The following is a 24836-nucleotide window of genomic DNA, read 5'->3' as shown; positions in this document are numbered from 1 at the left end:
GATAGTTTTCTTATTTTTGCAATTAACTACAAACTAAACAATTGTATAAATTTATTCTAGGTATAAGTCATTTTTTCATCTATAGTAAAAGTGATTACCTACGAGTGTTTACATTATGTTGTTACGTTTACTGAAAATATTGTTATTTATTCAATGCATATTCTTCAGTGACAACTCAGCAGCCGATACTAATAATTCAAGTCAACTGGACGACTCTTGGCTATTCAATCTTGCATTAGAAGATTTATTGCAAGTAGAAGTGAGTGTTGTCACCTTAGATAAAGAAAATGTTTTAAATACGCCAGCGGTTGTATCTCGATATTCAACCGCGTCTTTACAAGCATTAGGCTTAAATTCTCTTGGCGAGATGCTCTCTTTTATTCCCAATGTCGTTGTTGATCTGGGCGCTGTTGGCAATAAATCGATAATGATTCGAGGCTCGCAAGACACCTTTAACAACAAAGTGCTGATGTTGTTAGATGGTATTCCCTACTGGTCACCAAGCCATAGTGAGCACCCGACTAACGGTATTCCATTAAATGCGATTGAATATATTGAAGTAATCAGGGGGCCTGGCTCGGTTTTTTATGGCAGTAATGCGATTGGCGGGGTGGTTAATTTAATTACCTTTAAAGAACAAAAGCAGCAGTTATCATTGAGTATTGGTAGTAATAATCAAAGACTTTGGCGTTTTTCAACCCAATACAACATTAAAGAGGGGATGTCTGTTCAATTAAGTGGCAGTACACAAAGAGAAGACGGCTTTACAGGCTCACTTATTGCCGATAATCAAGTGCTTAACTCGTTTCCAAGAAAACAAGAGCATGATGCGTTTCTGGTAAGTTTTTTACATCAAAATGGCGCTATTCGCTTCAATTACTTTGAAGACAGTAATACTGGCATTAGAAATAGCCAAAATCGTGGAACAGATGCCGTTTATGAATCCTACTTATTTCATATTGATCATCAGTGGTCATTTACTGCAGGTAAATTATCACTGTTTAGCGACTATAACCAAAACTGGACAACGTCTAATTTTACCTTTTATGATAAAAACGGGAGAGATAATTTTCGATGGCGTACAGGTTTAAATTGGCGCTCAAACTTGTCAAGCAACAGCAAAATTTTAACGGGTATTGAATTTGAAGAACGTAGTGTTGGTGATCGCTATACAACAGGAGGAGGTTCTTTAAGACAAATATCAAACGCTGAAAGTATATCGGAAGCTGCGCTATTCGGACATTGGCAATGGCAAGAGGCTGACTGGCAAGTTCTTTTAGGTGGTCGTTTATTCGATAATCAGCGATACGGACACGTTTTCACTCCTCGCATCAACATTGTTTACCAACTTGATGAAATATCAACATTAAAGTTGTTATTTTCTAGTGGCTACTCTTCACCAAACTTTTCTCAATTATCTTATGTACAATTACCTGGTGAACCAGCACTAAAGCCAGAGGTCATAAAAATGCTCGATTTAGCTTATCAGGTCTCTGACAATAATTACTCTTATTCAGCAAACCTATTCGCTTATAAAGCGCAAGATTTTTTGACTCGCTTACCCCCTCCGACTCCGCGCTACATCAATGAGGACAGCTTTTATCGTTATGGTGGAGAGCTTGATTGGCAATACACAGACAAAGAATGGCGCTACTTTATTAATCTAAGTCACAATATTAACGGCAATAAAGTTAAAGCTGACGATTTACGCTTAAGCTTCGTCCCGAAACATATTGCCAACCTTGGTGTTCGTTATCTTGCTAACAATCATAGTATCGCCAGTAGTATTAATTACATCAGTGATCGGCACACTGCCAAAAAGCGAATCGATTTAAGGGTAAAATACCAATACCATTGGCGCTCATTAATACTGTCGGCCAGTGTTAACAACTTACTAGCAAGAGAGCAACAAGCACCCGATATTGGCTTTTTCAGTATTGAATACCCAAATGAAGTACAAGATGACAAGGTCAGTTTTTTATTAACAGCCTCATGGAATTTTAATAACGATTAACCAGCACTCGACTGACTAGCGCAGCTCGCCTATCTCTTGCTGCAGCAATCGCACAAATAACTCGGCTGGTTGTTTCACCGCATCTTGTTTTAAATAGACCAGATGCCAATGAATTTTTAACCCTGCAATACCCAAGGGTTTAGTTTGGATATCATGGTGTTTTAGGTACGGGGTAATATGTCGCTTTGAAAAAACGGATAAACCAAGATTAGCATTAACCAGCTCGATAATAGCTTCTTTATACCCGACTTGTAATACCTTGCGTGGAATGACATTAGCTGGTTTGAAAAACAGTTCATATTCACGATCTTTTTCCGGCACTGCGGCATTAGTGACGTAGGTTTCATCAACAAAATCTTCGGCGAGTAAGTAATCTTTACCCGCTTTTTTGTGCTGAGTTGACAAGCATGCTACCAGCTCATCTTCAGCGACATAATGGTAACCATATAGTTTGTCATCAAAATGCAATTGTCGCTCACTACTCGAAATCATCGCCATTTCTATACTACCCCGTTGCAGGGATATAAAAGGTTGAATCGATTCTTGTGCGGTAATTTCCAATTCAATCGTTGGAAAGTGCTCAGTCATTGCTTTGACAACATGAGGAAGCCAAGTAAAAGAGGCATAATGAGGTACGCCAAGCCTAATGACTTGCTCAATGCCATCAGAAAAACGCTCAATGTCATACTCAGCTCTCGCCAGCTCTTCCAATATTTTTTTGGCTGATATCAGTAAGCGCTTGCCAGCATTTGACATGATCAACTTTCGACCACGACGTATAAATAACGGCGTATTCAAACGACGTTCAGCCTCTCTTATGCGGTTAGTCAACGCTGGCTGGGTGATAAATAAGGCTTGTGCCGCCTCTTTCACCGTGGTGTTTTTTTCAAGGGCGCACATCATTTTCAAATGACTAATATTCAATTGGCTTTTCACCAAATCCATCACGTCAAAACCGCTCTATATACACAAATTTTTAACATACCTGTGTTATAGCATGTTTTGCCTTATAAGTGAGTACGTAATTCAAAAAGCTCTGGAAAAAAACTAATATCTAAAGCTTTCTTTAAAAAGCCAACGCCAGACGAACCACCAGTCCCCATTTTGTTGCCTATAATACGTTGCACCGTATACATGTGTTTAAAGCGCCATTGTTGAAAAGCATCTTCTATATCAATAAGTTTCTCAGCAAGTTCGTACAATTCAAAATACTTATCTTCATGGCGATAAACTTCTAGCCACGCTTCCAGCACTGATTGATTGCGCTGGTAAGGCTGAGTAAAATCACGATTGAGCACCTGCTCATCAATAACTAACCCTTGCTTAGCCAGCACTCGAATGACTTCATCATATAAACTGGGCTGTTCTAAAACACCTTTTAGTTCATCGTGTACGGCTTGATTGGCCTGATGAACCTTCAGCATCTTGGCATTTTTATTCCCCAATAAAAATTCAAGCTTACGGTAGCCGTATGATTGAAAACCTGAAGAATGCCCAAGCGAATCGCGAAACTTTAAATAATCTACTGGGGTTAATGTTGCCAAAATATGCCATGACTGTGTCAACTGCAGAAAAATTTGCTTAACGCGCGATATCACTTTAAACGCGTGGCCAAAGTCAGCTTCATGAATATTGCCAATAGCTTCAGTTAACTCGTGCCCCGCGAGCTTAAGCCATAACTCACTACTTTGATGGATAACAATAAAAAGCATTTCATCATGTTGATCTGATAGCGGTTGTTGCGCAGTGAGAATTTGCTCTAAACACAAGTAGTCACCATAGGACATATCGTTATTAAAATCGGTGTGAATACTGTCTTCCAGCTCTCGGTAATTTTGTGAATGCGGACAACTCATGACATTTGCTCCATTCGTTCAGTCGCTAATTGATATATTAATTGATAAACATGTTCACTCTGCCACTCATCTTCTATATTTGGCAAGGCCATGACTTGGTCCATTATCGCTTTTTGAATATCACCCACTTTTAACGCGGTACGATATTCAATATCAGGAGAGAAGGTTACCATGGTGTATAGCGGGCGCCAAAGTTCAGGATACATTTGGTGAAACTTAGCTTCTATCTTTTTACGTAATAAAAAGCTTGGATCACCCGCTAAATCGCTCATTTCGACAAAGTTTCGTTTCGCCAGTTCGATAATCGCATCACCGTTTGGCTTACGATGCTGTTGATAAGCGTGAAGTATTTCTGGCCAGTCACCATGATGCTGGTCAACCAACTCACTTAATATCCGGCAATCTTCAAAACCACAGTTCATCCCTTGTCCATAAAATGGCACCATCGCATGCGCGGCATCGCCAATTAAGGCTACTTGTTCATTAACGATCCAAGGATAAATATGCACCAGACAAAGTGGCGATGCAGCTTTGCTTAGAAACGCACTGACTGGATCTTCCAGCAGTGGCATGGCATCAGCAAAATAATGATGAAAAAACTCACTGACTTTTGCTTCATTATCTAACGCATCAAATGATAGTTCACCTTCTTGGTTCATAAACAAGGTACAAGTAAACGAGCCATCAATATTAGGTAATGCAATTAGCATAAAATCTTTGCGCGGCCAGATGTGTAACGCGTTCTTTTCTAACTTATGGCTACCGTCTTCATTAGCGACAATATTAAGCTCAATATAGCTCTGCGGCATATAGTCAAGGCTATAACTGATCCGTTTTTTCGGCAGTTCTTGCATTAAACGACGCACTTTGGAAAATGCGCCATCTGCGCCAATAACGATATCACTTTGGTGATTAACAACCTGGTGATCATTATTTTGGTAAGTCGCACTATTGTTATCAAAATTTAGCGCAGTTAGTCGATGTGAAAAATGAATATTCACTAACGGGTTCTGTTCGGCTTGGTCAATTAATTGCTCATTAATACCTGCACGTGAAACTGACCAAATAGCCTGACCATCGACACCATAGTCTTGGCGAGTCAAGTTGCCTTCTAGATCATGCATAATGCGACAATACATTGGTATTGCCTGTTGGCGAATTTCATCTTCAATACCAACGGCTTTCAAAGCCTTCCAGCCTCGATCAGATAACGCTAAATTAATCGACTTACCTTGATAGATGTTGGTTTTTCGAGAATCCGGTCGCGATTCAAACAAATCAACTCGATAGCCTTTTTTCGCCATCATTAGCGCAAGTAAAGCACCTACAGGGCCTGCGCCTGTAATAGCAATATTTTCTTTTCTTTCCATAGCGACTACTTCCACGTTGCAAGAATTGACGATAATGTTTGACCAAACTGGTAAACATCTTCAAAACTGTTGTACAAAGGTGTAGGCGCTAAACGAATGACATCGGGCTCGCGAAAGTCTGCAATAACACCGGCTTCTGTCAGTGCTTGGAAAAACCGTTTGTCAGTACCAACTAACTTAACTGATAGCTGACAGCCGCGCTGCTTCGGATCGGTTGGCGTAATAATTTCGAGTTGAATATCATCAAATTGGGCAATAATATCGTTAAATACAAATTCAAGGTAAGCGGTTAAGCGCAAACTTTTCTCGCGTAAACGCTCCATCCCTACTTCTTGAAAAATATCCAAGGAAGAGCGAAGCACTGCCATTCCCATGATTGGCACATTACTTAACTGCCAGCCTTCCGCGCCAGTCATCGGTTCAAAATGATTTTCCATTAAAAAGCGACGCTCTTTATTATGTCCCCACCAGCCGCCAAAACGAGGTAGCTCAGTATTGTTTCCATGACGCTCATGAACAAATATCGCACCGACATTACCCGCACTACCATTAAGATATTTGTACGTACACCACGCCGCGAAATCTACGTTCCAATCATGCAGCTTTACTGGAATATTGCCAGCAGCATGGGCAAGGTCAAAGCCAGCGATTGCACCCACAGCATGAGCAGCTTTGGTTAACTTTTCCATATCAAATAATTGGCCGGTAAAATAGTTAACACCACCAAAAAAGACCAATGCTAGCTCATCTTTATGCGCTTCTATCGTAGCTAAAATATCTTCTTCACGGATCAAATGTTCACCGTCTCTTGGCGCAACTTCTATAATCGCCTCATCGGGACTAAAACCATGATGTTGTACTTGTGTTTCGAGTAAGTAACGATCGGATGGAAACATTTTTGCTTCACTAATAATTTTGAATCGTTGCTTAGTGGGACGATAAAAAGACACAAACAGTAAATGCAAGTTGGTGGTAAGTGAGTTCATACACACCACTTCATTGTGTTTAGCACCAACTATCTCTGCCGAAGCGGGCGTGAGTAGTTCATGATAACTGACCCAAGGGTTTGTGCCATGAAAGTGTCCTTCAACCCCCCACTTTGCCCAATCATCGAGCTCAACATTAACATAGTCTTTTGCCGCTTTCGGCTGTAAGCCTAATGAATTTCCCGTGAAATAAAGCACCTGTTTACCATTGATCACCGGATGATGAAATTTTTCACGATAGGGTGCCAACATGTCTTGTTGGTCTTGTTGCTGTGCATAAGCTAGGGTATTTTCTAATGTCATAATCTGCTCTATAAACGGTTATCGTGGTAATGAGAAAAACTGCTCGGCATTACTCGCCAACAATTTTTGTTTATCGGTTTCATTTAAATCTGGCGCGGTTTTAATTAAACGGCCCATCTGTTGCTCTCCAAGGGGGAACGGATAATCAGTGCCAAACATCAAACGGTCGCTGGTCATCTTACTAACCAATAAAGACAGGGCGTCGTGATCAAATACCGCGGTATCTAAGTAAAAGCGATCAAGATAATAACTTGGTGGATGCTCTGACTTACCTCGAGCAATATCTCGATGCAACCAAGCGTTTTCTAATCGGCCAAGTAAGAATGTGAAAGCCCCGCCACCATGCGCAAAGCAAATTTTTAAGTCACGACTAACCCGATCAAAACCACCACCGAGTATCATAGAGACAATAGACAGCTGAGTCTCCGCAGGCATACCGACTGTCCAGCCCATCATATAATCTTTGGTGCGTTCAGCGGCCATCATATCCCACGGATGAACAAATACTGGGATAGCTTCACTGGCACAGTGTTGTAAAAATGTCAGGACCCCTTCATCATCCATATTTTTCAGACCAACATGGTTACCTATTTGAACGCCGACATGGCCAGTATTCATCGCTCGACTTGCTTCTTTACAAGCTGAATCGGGGTCTTGCAAAGGTACTTGCGCCAAAGCAAATAAGCGTTGATTATTGACGCTGCATATTTCAAGTGCTGCATCATTAAAAAGCTGCGCACAATATAACGCTTGCTCAACAGGCTTTTCATAAGCAAATAAAATTGGCGTCGCAGAGATCAGCTGTTGATCAACGCCGTGCTTATCCATCTCTTCTAAACGAACATTGGCATCCCAACACGCTGAATAAATTGGCCGAAACTCTTTATCCCCTTTCATTAGCATCGCTTTTTCAACGCCACTGCCATCGCTTGCTTGATGTCTCAACCATGGCCAATCATCACCACCAAACTTCTCTTGAAGACTTGGCCACGACTTGGGAAAAAAATGTGAATGAATATCTACTACTTTCATTAGTTATCCTCACCCTCATCTTGCAAAGTAACCCATCCTTTCGGTGGCTCTTTACCAGGGTGAACCTCTTGACACTGTGGGCAGGTTCGCGCATCAATATCCTTGTAAAATGCTTGATAAACTGGCGGTAAATCATCAACTATCGATTGTAGAATGACTTCAGTACGATGCACTAATGCATTGCAATTAAAACAATACCACTCAAAAGCGTCTTTCTCTCCCGCAGGTCGTTTCGGTTCAATGACCAAGCCAATACTGCCCTCCATCGGTCTTTGCGGTGAATGACGAACATGTGCTGGTAAGAAGAAAATATCCCCTTCACGAATGAAGACGTCTTTACATTGTCCGTCCTCAATGACTTTTAACACCATGTCACCTTTAAGTTGATAGAAAAATTCTTCAACTGGGTCGTCATGAAAATCGGTTCGCTGATTCGGACCGCCAACGACAGTTACCATCATGTCGGTATCTTGCCAAATCTGGACATTACCGACAGGTGGCTTTAAAAGATGCTTGTGCTCTTCTATCCATTGCTGAAAATTAAAGGCGCTAAGTTTTGCTTTCATTTTCAAATCCTTCTATTGCTGGATTGAAGCTAACGGCTTATAGGCAACCGCTTTGCATTCAATCAATAAATGTGGGTGAGGCAATTGATGCACAGCTACCGTGGTTCGGGTTGGACCATCAAAATCAAAAAACTCGCCATAAACTTGGTTGTAACCGCCAAAATCATTCATGTTGACCAAAAACGTGCTAATTTCCACCAAATCACTTAACTCAGCACCAACCGATTGCAAGATATCGCGAATGTTTTCGATCACCGCTCTTGTTTGAATTTTGATGTCTAAATTAGTCACGCCAAATTCATCAACTTCAACCCCAGCAAAACTGTTGTCCGGTAAACGAGAGCTGGTCCCTGAAATAAAAATAAAATCTCCAGCTCTTTTTACATGAGGAAATTTCCCGCGCGGAACTGCCTTACCCTCTAATACTTTGCTTTCTGTAGTCATTAGTATTCCTAAATTTTGTTTAATCTATCTTGATGCAAATGTTAACCGGCTCACTATAAAACCCCATCGAGTGCTTTCCGCCCTCTCTGCCAATGCCCGATAACTTAACGCCACCAAATGGCGCTCTTAGATCTCGTAAAAACCAGGTATTTACCCATACCAAACCAACATCAAGCTGCGGTGCCACTCGATGGGCTTGCGCTAAATTTTCCGTCCAAATTGCCGCAGCTAAACCGTACTGAGTGTCATTAACTCGCTCAATAACCTCGCCTTCATCATCAAATACCGAGACATGGCATATTGGTCCAAAAATTTCTTCTTGATTGGTGCGGGCATGATCATCTAACCCGGTAATAATTGTCGGTTCGATATAGCAGCCGTTATCTCGCTCATCATGAAATGCCGGGATGCCACCACCATGAATAAATTGCGCTCCCTCTTCTTTCGCCAACTGATAATAAGAGAGCACTTTTTGCTGATGTACTTTTGACACTAATGGCCCCAAAAACACGCCTTCTTCTTTGGGATACCCAATCTTAATATTAACAGCGGCTTTTCTTAATCCTTCAACAAAAGGTTCAAATAAGGAACGATGGACATAAACCTTTTCGGTGCATAAGCAGACTTGTCCACAATTGGTAAATGTCGAACGGGCTACACCAGCAATGGCTTTATCAAAATCTGCATCTTTAAAGACAATGGCTGAGTTTTTACCACCAAGTTCAAAGGAAATTGGTTTTACCAGCGGCGCAACGCTCGCCATTATTCGCTGACCCGTCGTTGATGCCCCAGTAAAAGTGACAGCATCGACACCTTTATGCGCGGTTAGCTGATCACCGACAACATTTCCTCGCCCTAAAATAAGGTTAAAAACACCTTTGGGAACACCGACTTCATTAAACACTTGCGCCAGCAATGTTGCTGTTGAAGAGGTTTCTTCTGAAGGTTTTAAAATAACTGTATTTCCACATGCAAGTGCCGGTGCCACTTTCCAGGTCGCTAATAATAACGGTAGATTCCATGGAGAAATAATTGCAACCACACCAAGCGGTTTGTTAACACTATAGTTGAGTGCTTTTTCACCAGCGGCGGTTTCGGTAATAAACGTTTCGCCATGGTCAAACTTGACCATATCTGCAAAGGTTTTAAAATTTGCTGCACCACGTGGAATATCGATAGTCTGCACTTGAAATAATGACTTGCCAGTATCCGTGATTTCCGCATCAATAAATTCTTGTTGACGTTCAATCATACGATTGGCCACTTTATGCAGTAACACACTACGTTGCTCAACCGACATTTTTCCCCATGGACCTTTTAGTGCTGCCTTGGCACTCGCAACCGCGCGGTCAATTAGCTCAGGTGTCGCCTCAGCAATTTGAGAGGCCACCTCTCCATTGACGGGATTAATATTGTCGAAATACTGCTTCGTGTCGATGAACTCACCGTCGACGTAACAAGAAAGAACACGTTCAAGTGCCATGAATTCGTCCTGTGCTTTATATCTTTAATCAAAGCATAGACTGTATGATGTTTAAAAAGATAATAAAAATTATTTAATATTTACGTTTTAATTCAAAATATTTATATAAATAAAAAATAGAATCACCAATTAGGTATGGTTTTCGATGATGATCCTTAATTCATCAAGCTTAAAAGGCTTTTTAAGAATAGCTGCGACACCCGCAGATTTGATTTCACTAATTTCCTTTTCTTCTGCAAATCCAGTTGATACTACTGCTTTAACATTAGGGTTGATAGCTTTCATCTGATGGTAAAGCTGTTTACCGGTCATCTGGGGCATAATCATGTCTAAGATAACCAAATCAATTTCATCTGTGTGTGTTTTGTATAGCGCTAATGCTTGTTCACCGTCTGCGGCAAAAAACCCTTTGTAGCCAAGCATTTCAAGAAAATCAGCACAAAGCTCTCTAATTAGAGATTCATCATCAACAACAAGTATCGTTTTAAGTTGCGCAGGCTTTGCGATGGTCGTTTCATAATTTTTTTGAGATTCGATAGTTTGGTACTGAGTTAGTGGCAAATACAAAGTAAAGCAGCTTCCTTCGCCGACGGTACTCGACACGTCGATATGACCACACATTTGCTCAATCGTAGCATAAACCGACGCAAGCCCCATACCAGTGCCTTTACCGACCGCTTTTGTCGTAAAAAACGGCACAAAGATCTTATCGATATCTTGTGGGCTAATACCAATACCGGTATCGGTAATGTTAATTTCAATAAAAGCACCTTGTTTTTGGTGACTTGTTAACAATGGGTTTTCCGACGCTTCAATGACTTGGGTGGTAAACACCAGTTTACCGCCTTCGGGCATGGCATCTCGAGCATTTAAACCTAGATTTAGAAAAGCATTTTGCAGCAAGGATTCATCGGCAGCGACAAAGGTTTGATGAGCCGCTAAGTGACCTTCAATCGTAATTCTTTTATCGATTGAACGTTGTAATAACTCGATAACTTCTTCAAGCAAATGATGAACATTAACATCAGTCAAGGTTACACTTTGCTTTCTCGAAAACGTTAACAACTGCTTGGTTAAGTTAGCGGAATGTTTAGCCGCTTTAATAATTTTATCGCTATAGCGCTTTAATTCCGGTTGCGTTGCTTTCATCGCTAACATTTCGGCAAAGCCCATAATACTGCCTAGTTGATTATTAAAGTCATGAGCAATACCGCCAGCTAGATGCCCAATCGCTTCCATTTTTTGAGAATGATGTAATTCCTCTTCTAATAGCTTTCTATCGGTAATATCAAGGTGCGAGCCGAATATACGTACTGGCTTTTTATTCTCATCAACGAGTACTGATAAATGAGAGAGTATCCAACGGTAGCTTCCATCTTTATGTTTTAATCGAAATAATGATTCAATATTTCCTGAACCGCTATGAGCAGCGTGGCTTATCTTGCCGAGCACGGTTAAGGCATCATCAGGGTGTAATCGTTGCTCAAAAGCACTAAATTTATCTGGAAATTCGTTGCCGTAATAACCTAGTTGTTCTTTATATTCTTTAGAAAACTTAACTTGATTGGTGACTAGGTTCCAATCCCAAATGCCAATATTACCCGCTTTTATCGACTCCTTTAAACGAAACAGCGCTTCATTAAGCTTATTTTCAGTGGCTTTGCGAGCAGATATATCACGAGTTGAAGAAAATATTATCTTTTTATCACCGATAAGAACGGGATTAGCGCTAATTTCAACTGAGTAAACACGACCTGACTGATTGCGATGTAAAGATTCAAACTCGATTCGTTCGCCACGTTCAATAACCTCTGCGATAAATTCACGGAGTTCTTGTTTTGAAAATTGAACATCCCATTCACTGACATGCATACCGATAGCTGTTTGCCGATCGCACTCAAGCATAGCGCACCAGGCATCACTAGCTTCAGTAACATAGCCGTCACTATCAATAATACAAATTCCATCACTGGAATTTTGCAGTAACATCTTGTAACGATCAGTTTGTTGCCGTAATTGATGGTCTAAACGCTTTTGTTGAGTGATATCATGAAAATTAACACTGACATGACTTAACTTTCCTTGTTGGTCAAATGCAGGTGTGGCACTAACTAATACCCAAATGATATCCTTATGCATTGGGCTAACAATACCTAAAATCATACTTTCTAGCTTTTGAAGGGTACTTAAAACAATCGAAATAGGATAGTCTTCCACTTTTAAAAGCTCACCATTTTCTTTAACAAACTTCCATGTGGGATCAAAAGCATCACGCCCATAGATTTGATCTTCGGTCAACCCTAATAGCTCAGCCGCACGCGCATTACAATACAACACCCGGCTATCAGCCCCATGAATAACCACACCAGTATTTAGTGAATTTAAAATAGTCTTTTCAGCTAAAAAGGGCTGTTCTGACATAACGAAAAACCTTTTTTGACTGGCTTCCTGCCAGCGATAATACTCAAATGCTATATAGATATGACTAAGGTATTAAAATAAGTTATTGACTCAGGTAACTCTATTTCCCCTATGCCAATGTATAGCTCACCACTTGTGAATTTACAATTTATTATAGGTAGGCACAGCGCAGATAAGCAAAATCGTCATCCGTACTGCAACAGAAACTATTGAGGTGCTATAGAAGGACGATGTAGAGTCGATTATCGTTTATTTTGTCGATAACGTAACCAAACATAGATACCACTAAGAGAGAGTAAAATCATACAAATGGCGATAAAGTCCATAAAATATACGCCTGCATCACCAAAGATACGGCCTGAGTGAGCATCGAGAATAACCCGTTCTAAGGTTAACATTTGTGAACGATATTGTGAGACCGCTAATTGCTGTTGCTCAGGTTGAAGCGCAATAGCCTCAATCCACTCTGGCTCAAATAGAGCTTGAACTTCTTGCCAATCAATTAACTGACGATCACTTTGATAATAGCCTTGCGAAGAATTAACGATGACTGTCTGCTCATCAATAGCCATGGCGGTGAGTTCTTCTGGCAAGCCATAGCTTGAGTCTAACTTGTCGATTAATAACCCTTGATCATCAAAAATGGTGATATTGGTTGGTGTTAATACCAACCAATATTGTTGAAACTTCGCCACGCTAAGCACAGGCTCAGTTTGTTCACCCAACAATTTTCCGTTTAACCAAACAAACTGGTCAATAACCACGGCTTGACCTTGTTGAAAACCACTGACATGGCTTGGCGCCTCAATACCATACAAATCGAGTAGCCAATTAGTGGTGATGTGCTTTTGATCTAGGTTTAATGCTTGGGTATGATTTAATGCAATACCAGAAATTGATAAAAAGATTAAAAAGAACGCAGCAAAAATGCCCAACTGACGATGCCACTCGCGCAAATGGCGGATAATATTTTTCTTAACACTAAATTTTTGTTTTGCCATCGTTTCTTATATTCAGTACCGCACAATAGACGATGTTTACGCTTACGATTGCTGAACTTTTTTGTCTAACCATAACGCTAAACGAGCGACTTTCGTCAACGCGTTAACCGACATGGTTGCGCCAGTAATACCGTCAATGTGTTGATTAAGTTTATTTTCTGGCGTTAATGTAACTGATTTAAACTGACGAGTAAAAAAATCATGTCTGACTTCATCGCCTCGTGATTCACGAAATGCCAATACTTTTACTTGAGCAATTTGATGATTAGAGACATGAATACCGGAAGTGATCGGTTTTTCTTTGCCTATTTCGTCTAAAATCCATACCGTATCCTGATCTTTGTGCCAGTAGCGAATACGGAGTCGATTAAAGTTGCGCCCCATAATATCACTGATGACGCGCTTATCATCATTAGACAGCCATAATACCTGCGGTTTAGGAATATCTGAAACAAAGATTTGTTTAACAAAATCAGCCGGTTTTTGATAGACACCTTTTGCCAAAGCAATCGGTGACATTAAACACGCCAACAACAAGGGCAGAAAAAATAATGATAAAATATTTTTTGAACTCATGATGTAATACTCATTTTGTTAAACGACAAAAAGTGAATAGTGCAAAAAACACTATTCACTTCATCTATCCAATGTGTGAACAGTTTTTAGAACTGATAACCCACACCTAAGTTAAAGCCTTGCATATCTGCTGCACCGCTGTTGTCTTCCCAATCAGCTTTGATAACAACATTTTCATGTACCCAGTAATTGATACCAATGCTAGTTTGCTTCACTTCAGTATCACTGTCTAAACCAGCTGTTGTGTCATAAGCTGCATAACGAACAAAGCCGCCAATTTTTTCACTGAAACGATAAGAAGGTTCAATGTACCAACCTGATTGCTCATCTTTTCCTAATGCTTTAGCTTCATCACCACTGATATCCCATGCAGCATAAAGTGCACGTAAACCGAAGTTACCTACATTATAGATTGCATGCGCTTCAAATAATGTGGCGTCTGCTTTATCAAAACCTGTCGCACCTTGAGTAAGGTCTTGTTGATATTGAAGTGTTGCCGCTAATTCTAAACCAGGAATAGCAGTGTACTTAACGCGCCCTGTAAACGCTAAACCGTCAGCGCTAGCATTACCAACCTTCTGACGACCACTGCGAATATTATAGGCTTTGCTACCTTCAGTCGCTGTTTTCAAACCACCAGAAATCGCTGCATCAAATGTTAAACCACCACGAGGCTTATAAGTTAAAGCGGCACCACCTTCCCACCAAGTTGACGGGATAATATTCTTTTCTACAGGGTTACGCTCAACACCGTAAAACGTTGGTGGCTCATGAGTTTCATTTAAAATACCCACCGGAATTAAGAACATACCGCCTTTTGCAGAAAGCTTTTCAGAAAAATCATATTCGACATAAGCTTGCTCTAACTCAACTTCACCAGCTTTTCCTTCACCAGCAATAGAATGTTCTATTTCAAGTTCAGAGAAAAAGCGTAAGTTGCTTGTAAATTCATGCCCAAAGAATAAAACAAAGCGATGGAAATCAATTTGTTTTTTGTCATCGTTGTTGTTGTAGTGCAACTCACCATAACCGCCAATGCTGGTGCTATTGCTGTTTGAAGCAACAGACTCAATTGAGCTTGCTGTACTCTCTAAACGCTCTTCAGTTTCATTTAAACGTTCTTCCAGCTTCTTAAGTACTTCTTGCTGCTCAGCAATAACTTTACGTAATTCTTCAGTTTCTTCGTTTGCAAAGGCGCAATTAGCAAAGAATAGTGCAGTTAATGATGATGCGATAAGCGTTTTCTTCAACATGAATACAATCCAGTAATTAAATAATTTTAAAAGATAATTTTGAATGGCGGCGATCATACATAAAACTTAATCTTAATGCAAACCATTCGCATTAAGTTTTTTACTATAGTTTGATTTGGATCAAAGCATAATGTTTTTTCTAGACTTAGTTCACTTTAAAACGCTAAAAGAAGAAAATATAATTCGACACGCATAGTCTGCTAATCAATTATTTGGGTGTAATCAGTAAAACATTGTTCAGTTCAAACATAACAAGCGTTATGCAAGTCTGTTAACGGTTTAGGGGTTACCAAAATCCACCAGAGGTACATTGGTTGTCATTCGATCGAGGGTTCTTAAACACTGCTCGATCACTTTTCATGCGATAATTCCATGATATTTACTATAGCGGCATTGACCTTTTGGACGTCAAAACTCTCACACACCATATTACGGCTCGCAGTTGCCATGTCTGGCCATTTTTCCTGATGGTCAATAAACCAGCAAAGTCGTTCAGCTAACTGGTCGACATTTTTTACTTCAACCAACCATCCATTTTTACCCTCAACAACCGTGTCTCTGCAACCAACCGTATCAGTTGTTAAGATAGGTCGACCTATAGCCATAGCTTCTAACACAGTTCGCGGTAGTCCTTCGTGATAGGAAGGCAACACATAAATATGACATTGATTAAGGTAAGGAATGACATTATCGGTAGCCCCTAAGTAGTCGATTATATTTTGCTCTTGCCAATGATGTATTTCATCAAGGCTAATTTTGTCTGGTGAAGTATCAACAGGGCCGACAAGTTGGAACCTTGCATCGGGATATACATGCTTTACCTTTTTTGCAGCTAGCGCATATTCTCTAATGCCCTTGTCACCGATTAGTCGAGCAATGAGTAAAAAAGTTGGGAATCCTTCAGGTAAAGACGTAAATGCATACTTTGAGATATCAACTCCAGACCCATAAACCCGGTAGCATTTATCTTTATGTACCAATCCAAGCTGGTTAAATAATGTTAAATTATCATTATTCTGGAAAATAACCCGCTCAGAATGTTTTAACGCCGCTTTATATAACCGCTTCACTAAGATGTTAATCAGGCTACGTAGTAAAGAAGAACGTTCAAAAGCGTAGCCTAGCCCAGTGATCATTGCGTAAAATTTACAGTCACTGACTTTAGCGCTCCTGCAAGCCAGCGCTCCCCATATAATTGGCTTTATCGTGTAAGCCAAAATCTTTTCTGGTTGCCATTTCGTAATAAAGGCTCGAAGTTGGAAAAAAGTCTTCAAATCACTGACTGGGTTAAGTCCGTTTCTCTCTATCTGATAGCTAACAAACTGACAACCTAGTTTTTCTACTGCTTCAACGACTTTTGGCTCTGCATTCGCAGCCATGACAACGACATCATGTCCATTTGCAACAAGTGTTTGAATTAAGTTACCGCGAAACTCAACAATAGAATTGGGGTATGCACCAATAATTAATACTTTCATGACGCTGCCTTTCGCTTAAAAGCCTGAGAACAAAATTGATTAATCCGTTTTCTTTCGGCATTGGTTAATAAGATGGCGTAGGCAAACATCGCATAAACAATGAATAAGCCGATAGTAAATAAAATAAGCTGCCACCAAAATAAGCTAAGAAATTGCGCTGAGTAATGCGCTAGTATGCTGGTCAATAGAATAACCGGTACCGCTCTTAAGAGCATAACTCGATAGAAGGTTATCATATTTAAATCAATACTCTTGATGAGGTAGATGTTCACTAAAATCAATTCACCTAAAATCAGGGCTATGGCGGTACCAATGGCGGCTCCCACTATTCCCACTTTAGCTACCAAATATATAGATATCAGAATATTTATCAGCGAAGTTGCCAGTAACATTAAGCTTCTAATTTTATGTTTATTCAGCGCTTGAAGAATTGCATTAGTCGAGGTTTGAGCCAAAACAAACGTGAAAGGTACCATTGTCACTAACGCGACCCAATACGCTTGCTCAAACTCTTGACCAACAAATAACTGAACGAAGGTTTGCCCAAAACCGATAAAAGCGGATAACGCAAAGCCTAATATAAACATCTGCATCCGACCAATTCTGATCACTTCGTCGAGCAAGACATTGGTATCAACATTGTTGGCGACAAGCTTCATCACTTTCGGTGCAAAGATATTTGAAATGGCACTAGCAAATGCAATAAAGCACAAAATAAGCTGGCTACCAATATTAAAAACAGCCAATGACACACTATCCGTTAACACTCCAATAATTAAGGTATCCACACGCCAATTCACTTGATTGACAATAACATTTATACCAATAAACAACGTATAAAGTGAAAGTTCTTGTATCTCTGCCTTAACAGGCATTGCGGGGACTAGTTTTAATGGCGTTTTCTTTAATACATAAATGATTCTAGATGTGACTAATAACCCATTGGTCAAGGTATCTACAACAACGATAGTGACAATGCCATACTCTAATTTTAATAATAAAATAACCAAACCAAATCGAATCAAAAATGCCACAATTTCTGTCATTTTTTGAAAAGTGAAGCGCTCAAAAGCCGAGATTATGCCATTAAAGCTATTCCCCATTAGGGTTATTGAGACATTGAGGATCAAGATAGCAAATGCATACTTTAACGTATCAATCTCAGAGTCGGTCAGCGATTTTGAGAAAATTTCGGGTAAGTTCACCCAAATTAACATACCTATGACAACAACAATCATGGTTACGATTGAATAAATGGTAAAAATAACGCGGATAAATCGTTCAAGCTCTTGTTGACTGTCCTTTGCTTGATAGCGAGTGATAAATCGAATAACCGTATTAGATAAGCCCAGTTCAAGTATAATTAAATAGCCGGCTAAAGAGGTAACTAAGCTATATAATCCATATTGGTTTTTGCCCACATGGTAGATTATCAAAGGGATCAGGATTAGGCTGCAAATGTTACGCAGTGCAATGGATAAATATGAAAGTATGACGCCAAACTTGCGTTCACTTGAGAGATTCATTGGTAAATGATCCTTTAATCCCTGCGGTAAGTGCTATAAATAATTAAAAGCAAAATAAAATAACTACTGTACTTGGCCAAGTTTTGAAGACTAAAACAATACAGTAAAAACACCCCAAGAGGTATAAAAGCAATACGATAGACGGTATTGACTTGATATTTAACCTTAACTGCTCGAAATGATTGTTTGATATAGAACAAGATGATTGCCGCCCCGATCAAACCAAAACTAATAAACATTTCGAGATAGGTATTGTGAGGACCGACAATTTCAGAAAACAGTGTTTGTTTCGCAAATAAATGATTGAAATAGCCTAAATACCCATTAATACCAACGCCGAATAGAATATATGGCATTGGAAATTTAAAATACTGGCTAATGTACTCTTTGAAGATATCACTGCGAGCACCGGTTAATTGAGACAAGTTCTCGCCACTAAAGCGGCTTAAAATATCAAGATTAAACGTTAACGACTGCCCTGAACCGTAAAAGACCAGTGCTGCTGTCCCAAAAGCCATAAGTGCTAACAAAAAACGAAACAAAAGTTCACCTAAAGCCGCCCTAAAATACAAAATAAAATAAAGTACTAGGCTAGCAAATGCGACAATAAAAAAGCTTCTCGATACCGTTAACGATCCGCACAATAACATCGCAATGATGACAACAACACACTGCAAATCTATAGTTTTTCTAGGCACATTCGGTAAAAAGAAGAAAATTGTTAGCAAACAAAAAAGTCCAAAACTGTTTGGATCTCCAGCACCGCCCGAGAAACGAACAAATTCTTTTAAATACAAATATTCCGGTGGAAAAAAGTGCTGTTGCAGTAAACCGTATGCTGTAGAGGTTAACAATCCAAGTAGAAAGGCTGCTCGCAAGTTTTGAAAGGAGGTGTATTGGCGTTGATCAAACATGATTAATGAGAAAAATGAGAACAGCAATAACCAACGTAATGTTTTAGAAGACAACATTACCGGATTATAGATGATATGCATCAACTCAAAAATGATAAAAATAAGCGTTATCACTAAACCTGGCCTAAAATATTGGGACTTTGGCATCTCTAACACCATATACCGCCCAAACATGATTAAGAAAAGTAAGGTTGCCAAGGAGACCGAAACGTAGGGAGTTTTGGTAAACACGTCGACGCTTGGGATCAAAAACACCATCAATTGAATATTACGACCAAACGGCAATATAGCGGCTACCAATATGCCAATAACGAGCACTAAAAGAAGCGTAATTGGTAGATTGGTCGCACCAAAGAGCATAATTAAAAAAGCGATAACATAAAGCTCTTTGTTTTGATAATTAATGATTTGATTAATCATGTAGCTACTGCTCTACACCATACAGCTTGGTCAATTGATTGATCACACTGTCAATTGAATACCCCTTAGTATCAAAAGCCTCTTTGATTTGCTGACAATCTGCAGATAGAGGTTGCAACGATTGTAATTGAGAAATCCACTGCGCCTGATCTTGTAATGATAGAAATCTCAATGCGCCAAACCCCATATCAACTTCTTTCGCGACAGTATCGGACACCAAACATGGTAAACCACTCGCTTGTGCTTCTAGCAATGCAACTGAAACCCCTTCAAACAAGGACGGCATAATGAAGGCATCTAAACTTTGCAGTAATAGTGGTATTTCAGCGCTAGTTGGCAACAAGGTGATTCGCTCAGAGAGGTTTTCCTGTTCAATAACAGATTGGATCTCTGTCTTTAGAGGGCCATCACCAATACAAACAATTTCAACATTCTCTGGTAGAGAAGGGTGTTTCGCTAATTGAACTAAGAACTGATGGTTTTTCACTGTTGAAAAACGCCCAACATGACCAATTAAGGTTTTATTTATCGTCAACCCAAACCGTTTTCTCAGTTCTAACTTATCGGATGAAGGTAATTGGAAAGCTTCGACATTAATGGCATTGGGAATCAATTGATAATCATAATTTCCAAATAAAAACCGCCCCGCTTCTTTACCGCAAGCAACATAATTGGTGCTATTGCTAAGAGTAACCCATTTTAATAATTTAAACAGTGGCGCAAGCCATTTAGCTTCAAGACCACTGGTATGTGAGTGACAAACTCTAACTGGAATACCGGCGCGCTTCGCTAGCCAGAGCATGACACCATTTTTAAAACTATTATGAACATGGATGACGTCATATGAATTTTTGGAAAAAACGTCTGAAAGCAATGTCAGATAACGCTTTGGATCATTTTTGAGTGTAGGTATGTAATATATTCGTCCACCTAGCTTTATGATCTCTTTTGCTAAAGGCCCATCATTAAAAACGATGAAATCAAATTGGTACTTTTCTCTATCGATATGTCGAAACCAACTCATCACCACAGAAGAAATGCCACCCAATGCTAATGACGGAATGACTTGTAAAACTTTAGTCTTCTTTTCCATGTTGATAGGCCTCAAAATATTTTTTTCGTGTCGATGATAATTGGTAGCCTTTGTCTCTAAATTGTTGGTCAATTAGTGTTTTACTTGGAATTGAAACGTCTCGTGCTTTCTCTACTGCTCTCGCCCACGCTATTACGCCTTCATCCAAATTGAGAAATTGGCATAACCCTAAATGCATATCTACATCGTTAGGGATTGAAGACGATAATATACAAGGTAAACCTGCCGCCTGAGCTTCTAATGCTGCAACGCCTAAACCTTCGTTAAAGGACGGCATGACCATGAGATCAAACAAAGATAACAGTTGAGCAACATCCTGACGTTTCCCCCAAAACCTAACACTTTCATGGATACCTAGCGAATCAACTAAGGCTTCTAGGTCATTTCTTAATTCACCGTCGCCAATTAAATGAAGACATACAGGTAGTTTTTGAGATAACAAATGAGCGACCAACTTAATCAGAAACTCATGATTCTTAACGGAATAAAAGCGAGCCACTAAGACGATATTTAGTTGGCGATTGTCAATTTGATGCTGAACCTGTAACTGAGACACTCGTTCATCTGCTTTATGCTGAATGTTATCAAAGTTAAATGCATTAGGTACAACCTTAAATGATTCCGGGTGCTCACCATATAAAAATTGCCCAGCCTCACTTGAAACAGCGAAGCGAGTAGTCGCAAATTTGAGCGCTAAAAAGCGTCCAACAGCAAACAGTATACGCGTTGCCCGACTTGGAGTATTGATAGCCTTATTTCTTGCGTGGGTTACTCGGCTTTTAATTCCAGCAAGCGTCGCGACAAAAACAGCGATACCTGAATAGTAAGAAGTATGAGCATGGATTGCATCGTATTGAGGATTTTCCTTAAGTAATTGATAAAGTTCAATAAGGTTACGCAGAATATTTTTTCTTGGGTTGGTTATCACATGGATTGTGCCACCACTGCTAACTACCTCATCGGTAAAATGACAATGCTCATCTGTCATGATGAGGAAATCGTTCACCAGCTCACTTGCAACTTGAGAACGATAGAGATCCATCACTCTACTTTCGGCTCCACCCAAGTTTAAATTAGCAAACAGATGTAAAACTCTCAGTGTTTTCGTTTCAGTCACTGACAAGTGCTCTTATCAACTGGTTTCGCAGGTATACCAACAACAGTGGTATTTGCAGCAACATCATTTATTACCACAGCATTGGCACCAATCCTTGCATTATCGCCAATAGATATGGGCCCGAGAAGCACAGCGCCAGCGCCAATAAACACATTTTGACCAATTTTAGGCACTCCATTGGATTCTTCTTCCTTGCCGTTGCCTCCAATAGTCACGTTTTGGTAGATCCTTGTTCCTCGACCAATCGTTGCATCTTTATGTATGACTACGCCTAAACCATTGTGGAAAAAACCAACATTATCGCCTATATCCGCGGTATATTTAACATCACATGCAAACACAACTCGAATGAATTTATATAGTAGTTGAGGAAGAATTGGGATACCTCTAAGGTATAAACGTCTAGACAAGTAATACAAACGAACTACTGCATGCATATTATGAAGCTCTTTATAGTAAAACCTTTAGGATTAATGTAAGGTTCAATTTACTCTGGTTAGTAATGAAAATAAAGTTAAGTTTTCAACCTTGTAAGCTATGAACAATCTTTTTAAACGTTGCTTTGATTTCTTGGTCGCATTAAGTCTGCTTATTTTGCTTCTGCCGCTTATGGTGGTGTTGTACTTTGCCATTTCGATAAAGCTTGGCCGTCCCGTCTTATTCACTCAACCTCGTCCCGGTCAGCATGGCAAAATATTTACCATGAAAAAGTTTCGCTCCATGACCAGTGAAACGGACAGCTCAGGCGAGTTGCTACCTGATGGTATGCGTTTAACCAAATTCGGGCGGTTTCTGCGCTCAACCAGCCTTGATGAATTACCAGGGCTGTGGAATGTGTTAGTTGGAGACATGAGTCTCGTTGGACCAAGGCCTCTGCTGGTTGAATACCTGCCGCTATATTCGCAAGAGCAAGCCAGGCGACATGATGTAAAGCCCGGGATCACCGGTTGGGCGCAAGTTAATGGTCGAAATGCTATTAGCTGGCAACAAAAATTTGCATTGGATGTCTGGTACGTTGATAACCAAAGTTTTTGGCTAGATTTAAAAATATTATTGCTGACAGTTAAGAAAGTCTTTCAACGCGCCGATATTAACCCCGATGGCCAAGCAACAATGGGTAAGTTTACAGGAAATGAGCATGACTAAATTATTTATTATTGGTGCTGGCGGACATGGCCGAGTTGTCGCAGATTGCGCTGAATCAATGGCGTGTTTTAGTGAAATTGTCTTCTTAGACGACAGCTACCCCGAACGAACAAATAATTTACATTGGCCTATTGTCGGTCAAACAAAGCAATGGCAATCTTTTCAAGGCGATGGCGTTTTTGTTATCGCGATTGGCGATAATCATGCCAGATTAGCGCTCTTTGAAAAGATGAATGAGCAAGGTTGTCAATTTACCAACATTATTCATCCAAGTGCGGTGATCAGCGCTCATGTTAACTTGGGTCAGGCCAACGTTATCTTTGCCAATGCTGCTATCAATGCTGGCAGTCACTTGGGTAATGCCAACATTATTAATACTGGAGCAACCGTTGATCATGATTGCCAGTTGGCTCATGGTATTCATATTTCACCAGGCGTAAATATAGCGGGTACAGTAACTATAGAAAAACTCTGCTGGTTAGGCATCGGTGCAAGTGTCATTCAAGGCCTCCACCTGAAAGAGAACACGCAATTGGGTGCTGGTGCGGTATTAATTAGTAATAGCTCAGCCAATACGCTTTCTGTCGGCGTACCTGCCAAAGTGATCAAATCAATTTAGGAAACGTTATGTTAAACACTCACCTTTCTCCGTGGCCAAGTTATTCAGAGCAAGAAATCGACGCAGTAAATCGTGTATTACGTTCAAACAAAGTGAATTACTGGACAGGTCAAGAAGGTCGCTTATTTGAAAAAGAGTTTGCCGAGTTTTGTCAAAGTCAGTATGCCATTGCACTAGCCAATGGTACCTTAGCACTCGATTTGGCTCTCCATGCGCTAGATTTAGGGGAGGGAGATGAAGTTATCGTTACCTCTCGAACCTTTATTGCCTCAGTCAGCTCGATCATTAATTGTGGCGCAATGCCAGTCTTTGCTGATGTAGATTTAGATAGCCAAAATATCAGCGCAACCAGCATTGCCGCGCATATTACCCCAAAAACTAAGGCAATTGTTTGTGTCCATCTTGCCGGCTGGCCTTGCGATATGGATGAGATTATGGCACTTGCTAAGCAACATAATCTTTATGTGATTGAAGATTGTGCGCAAGCACATGGTGCAACCTATAAGGGACGGCCTGTTGGCAGTATTGGCGATATTGGTGCTTGGTCGTTTTGTCAGGATAAAATAATGACAACCGGTGGCGAAGGGGGCATGCTAACCACGAATGATGAACAATTGTGGCGTAAAGCGTGGGCTTATAAAGATCACGGTAAATCCTATCAGGCGGTGTATGAAAAAGAGCATCCTCCCGGGTACCGCTGGCTACATGAATCATTTGGCACCAATTGGCGACTCACTGAAATGCAATCAGCGATAGGACGTTGGCAATTAACCCAAATGCCTGAGTGGACAAAACTTAGAACCCACTACGCCCATCAGCTTTTTGAATGCATGAGTCGATTTGATTTTATTCGCATCCCTGAAATTCCAGACACTGTAGGGCACGCTTTTTATAAATGCTATGTTTTTACCGAGCCAAGCAAGTTGCCTGAGAATTGGCAACGAGATGACATTATTAATGCACTCAACGAACTTAAGGTGCCTTGTTATTCCGGCAGTTGCTCTGAAGTATATCTTGAAAAGGCTTTTGACCAACACCCAAGCAAACCCTCTGCTTCGCTACCTAACGCGCAAACACTAGGCCACACTAGTTTGATGTTTCTTGTTCACCCCAGTTTGAGCCAAACTGAAGTTGATGACGTATGTCAGAAAATAGATACGCTTTTTAGTAAAATCGCGACAAACATCTAATTAGTGGTATGATGAAGTTCAACGGTGT

At 40.2% G+C, this 24836-nt stretch carries 22 protein-coding genes; 4 read left to right on the top strand and 18 right to left on the bottom strand.

Annotated elements, in window-relative coordinates; all coding sequences use genetic code 11:
* Nucleotides 1-115 precede the first annotated feature (115 nt).
* Nucleotides 116-2014 carry a TonB-dependent receptor plug domain-containing protein gene (locus ACSLUH_RS13575; protein ID WP_448567881.1) on the top strand — a complete coding sequence of 633 codons (1899 nt, stop codon included), beginning with the start codon at nt 116-118 and terminating at the stop codon, nt 2012-2014.
* A gap of 15 nt (nt 2015-2029) precedes the next feature.
* Here the strand turns inward: ACSLUH_RS13575 and ACSLUH_RS13570 are convergent, their stop codons facing one another.
* From ACSLUH_RS13570 to ACSLUH_RS13485, 18 genes are all read right to left on the bottom strand, one after another.
* Entirely contained in the window at nt 2030-2959 is a 930-nt protein-coding gene (locus ACSLUH_RS13570; RefSeq protein WP_448568010.1) for a LysR family transcriptional regulator, read from the bottom strand.
* Between the two features lie 62 nt (nt 2960-3021).
* Entirely contained in the window at nt 3022-3870 is an 849-nt protein-coding gene (gene kynA, locus ACSLUH_RS13565) for a tryptophan 2,3-dioxygenase (RefSeq protein ID WP_448567879.1), read from the bottom strand.
* Nucleotides 3867-5240 (bottom strand): FAD-dependent oxidoreductase, encoded by a 1374-nt coding sequence (locus ACSLUH_RS13560; protein WP_448567877.1) that lies wholly within the window; start codon nt 5238-5240, stop codon nt 3867-3869. Before ACSLUH_RS13560 ends, kynA begins: the two co-directional genes overlap by 4 nt.
* 5 nt (nt 5241-5245) lie before the next feature.
* Entirely contained in the window at nt 5246-6529 is a 1284-nt protein-coding gene (gene kynU / locus ACSLUH_RS13555; protein WP_448567875.1) for a kynureninase, read from the bottom strand.
* An 18-nt stretch (nt 6530-6547) separates the two neighbouring features.
* Entirely contained in the window at nt 6548-7561 is a 1014-nt protein-coding gene (locus ACSLUH_RS13550) for an amidohydrolase family protein (protein ID WP_448567873.1), read from the bottom strand.
* Nucleotides 7561-8127: a 3-hydroxyanthranilate 3,4-dioxygenase gene (locus ACSLUH_RS13545; protein ID WP_448567871.1), complete on the bottom strand. Its 567-nt coding sequence runs from the start codon at nt 8125-8127 to the stop codon at nt 7561-7563. Before ACSLUH_RS13545 ends, ACSLUH_RS13550 begins: the two co-directional genes overlap by 1 nt.
* Before the next feature lie 12 nt (nt 8128-8139).
* Nucleotides 8140-8571, bottom strand: coding sequence for a RidA family protein (locus tag ACSLUH_RS13540; protein WP_448567869.1), 432 nt, complete (start codon nt 8569-8571; stop codon nt 8140-8142).
* 19 nt (nt 8572-8590) lie between these two features.
* Nucleotides 8591-10054, bottom strand: coding sequence for a 2-hydroxymuconic semialdehyde dehydrogenase (locus tag ACSLUH_RS13535; RefSeq protein ID WP_448567867.1), 1464 nt, complete (start codon nt 10052-10054; stop codon nt 8591-8593).
* 129 nt (nt 10055-10183) lie between these two features.
* Nucleotides 10184-12475: a hybrid sensor histidine kinase/response regulator gene (locus ACSLUH_RS13530; RefSeq protein ID WP_448567865.1), complete on the bottom strand. Its 2292-nt coding sequence runs from the start codon at nt 12473-12475 to the stop codon at nt 10184-10186.
* A 242-nt stretch (nt 12476-12717) separates the two neighbouring features.
* Nucleotides 12718-13476: a PepSY domain-containing protein gene (locus ACSLUH_RS13525; protein ID WP_448567863.1), complete on the bottom strand. Its 759-nt coding sequence runs from the start codon at nt 13474-13476 to the stop codon at nt 12718-12720.
* Nucleotides 13477-13518: 42 nt separating this feature from the next.
* Nucleotides 13519-14052: an FMN-binding protein gene (locus ACSLUH_RS13520; protein ID WP_448567861.1), complete on the bottom strand. Its 534-nt coding sequence runs from the start codon at nt 14050-14052 to the stop codon at nt 13519-13521.
* A gap of 86 nt (nt 14053-14138) precedes the next feature.
* A complete protein-coding gene (locus tag ACSLUH_RS13515; RefSeq protein ID WP_448567859.1) occupies nt 14139-15305 on the bottom strand; it encodes a porin in 1167 nt (388 codons plus the stop codon).
* Between the two features lie 350 nt (nt 15306-15655).
* Nucleotides 15656-16783 (bottom strand): glycosyltransferase family 4 protein, encoded by a 1128-nt coding sequence (locus tag ACSLUH_RS13510; protein ID WP_448567857.1) that lies wholly within the window; start codon nt 16781-16783, stop codon nt 15656-15658.
* Complete coding sequence (locus ACSLUH_RS13505; protein WP_448567855.1) at nt 16780-18309, bottom strand: oligosaccharide flippase family protein; 1530 nt, start codon at nt 18307-18309, stop codon at nt 16780-16782. Before ACSLUH_RS13505 ends, ACSLUH_RS13510 begins: the two co-directional genes overlap by 4 nt.
* 14 nt (nt 18310-18323) lie before the next feature.
* Nucleotides 18324-19643, bottom strand: a complete 1320-nt coding sequence (locus ACSLUH_RS13500) for an O-antigen ligase family protein (RefSeq protein WP_448567853.1) — start codon at nt 19641-19643, stop codon at nt 18324-18326.
* A gap of 4 nt (nt 19644-19647) precedes the next feature.
* Nucleotides 19648-20736 carry a glycosyltransferase gene (locus ACSLUH_RS13495; RefSeq protein ID WP_448567851.1) on the bottom strand — a complete coding sequence of 363 codons (1089 nt, stop codon included), beginning with the start codon at nt 20734-20736 and terminating at the stop codon, nt 19648-19650.
* A complete protein-coding gene (locus ACSLUH_RS13490; protein ID WP_448567849.1) occupies nt 20720-21853 on the bottom strand; it encodes a glycosyltransferase in 1134 nt (377 codons plus the stop codon). The genes ACSLUH_RS13495 and ACSLUH_RS13490 overlap by 17 nt, the downstream gene beginning before the upstream one ends.
* The gene (locus ACSLUH_RS13485; RefSeq protein WP_448567847.1) at nt 21850-22290 is read right to left on the bottom strand and encodes a serine O-acetyltransferase; all 441 of its coding nucleotides are present in this window, start codon (nt 22288-22290) and stop codon (nt 21850-21852) included. The genes ACSLUH_RS13490 and ACSLUH_RS13485 overlap by 4 nt, the downstream gene beginning before the upstream one ends.
* 100 nt (nt 22291-22390) lie before the next feature.
* Between ACSLUH_RS13485 and ACSLUH_RS13480 the strand changes: the two genes are divergently transcribed.
* From ACSLUH_RS13480 to ACSLUH_RS13470, 3 genes are read left to right on the top strand one after another with little or no spacing between them, the layout of a single operon-like run.
* Entirely contained in the window at nt 22391-22999 is a 609-nt protein-coding gene (locus ACSLUH_RS13480) for a sugar transferase (protein ID WP_448567845.1), read from the top strand.
* On the top strand, nt 22992-23618 hold the full coding sequence (locus ACSLUH_RS13475; protein WP_448567843.1) for an acetyltransferase: 627 nt from the start codon (nt 22992-22994) through the stop codon (nt 23616-23618). The genes ACSLUH_RS13480 and ACSLUH_RS13475 overlap by 8 nt, the downstream gene beginning before the upstream one ends.
* A gap of 8 nt (nt 23619-23626) precedes the next feature.
* Complete coding sequence (locus ACSLUH_RS13470; protein WP_448567841.1) at nt 23627-24808, top strand: DegT/DnrJ/EryC1/StrS family aminotransferase; 1182 nt, start codon at nt 23627-23629, stop codon at nt 24806-24808.
* The last annotated feature ends 28 nt before the right edge of the window (nt 24809-24836 follow it).

Source organism: Thalassotalea ganghwensis (assembly GCF_053485795.1).
Note: the sequence above shows the minus strand (reverse complement) of the source record. Positions and strands in the feature narration are given on the sequence as shown.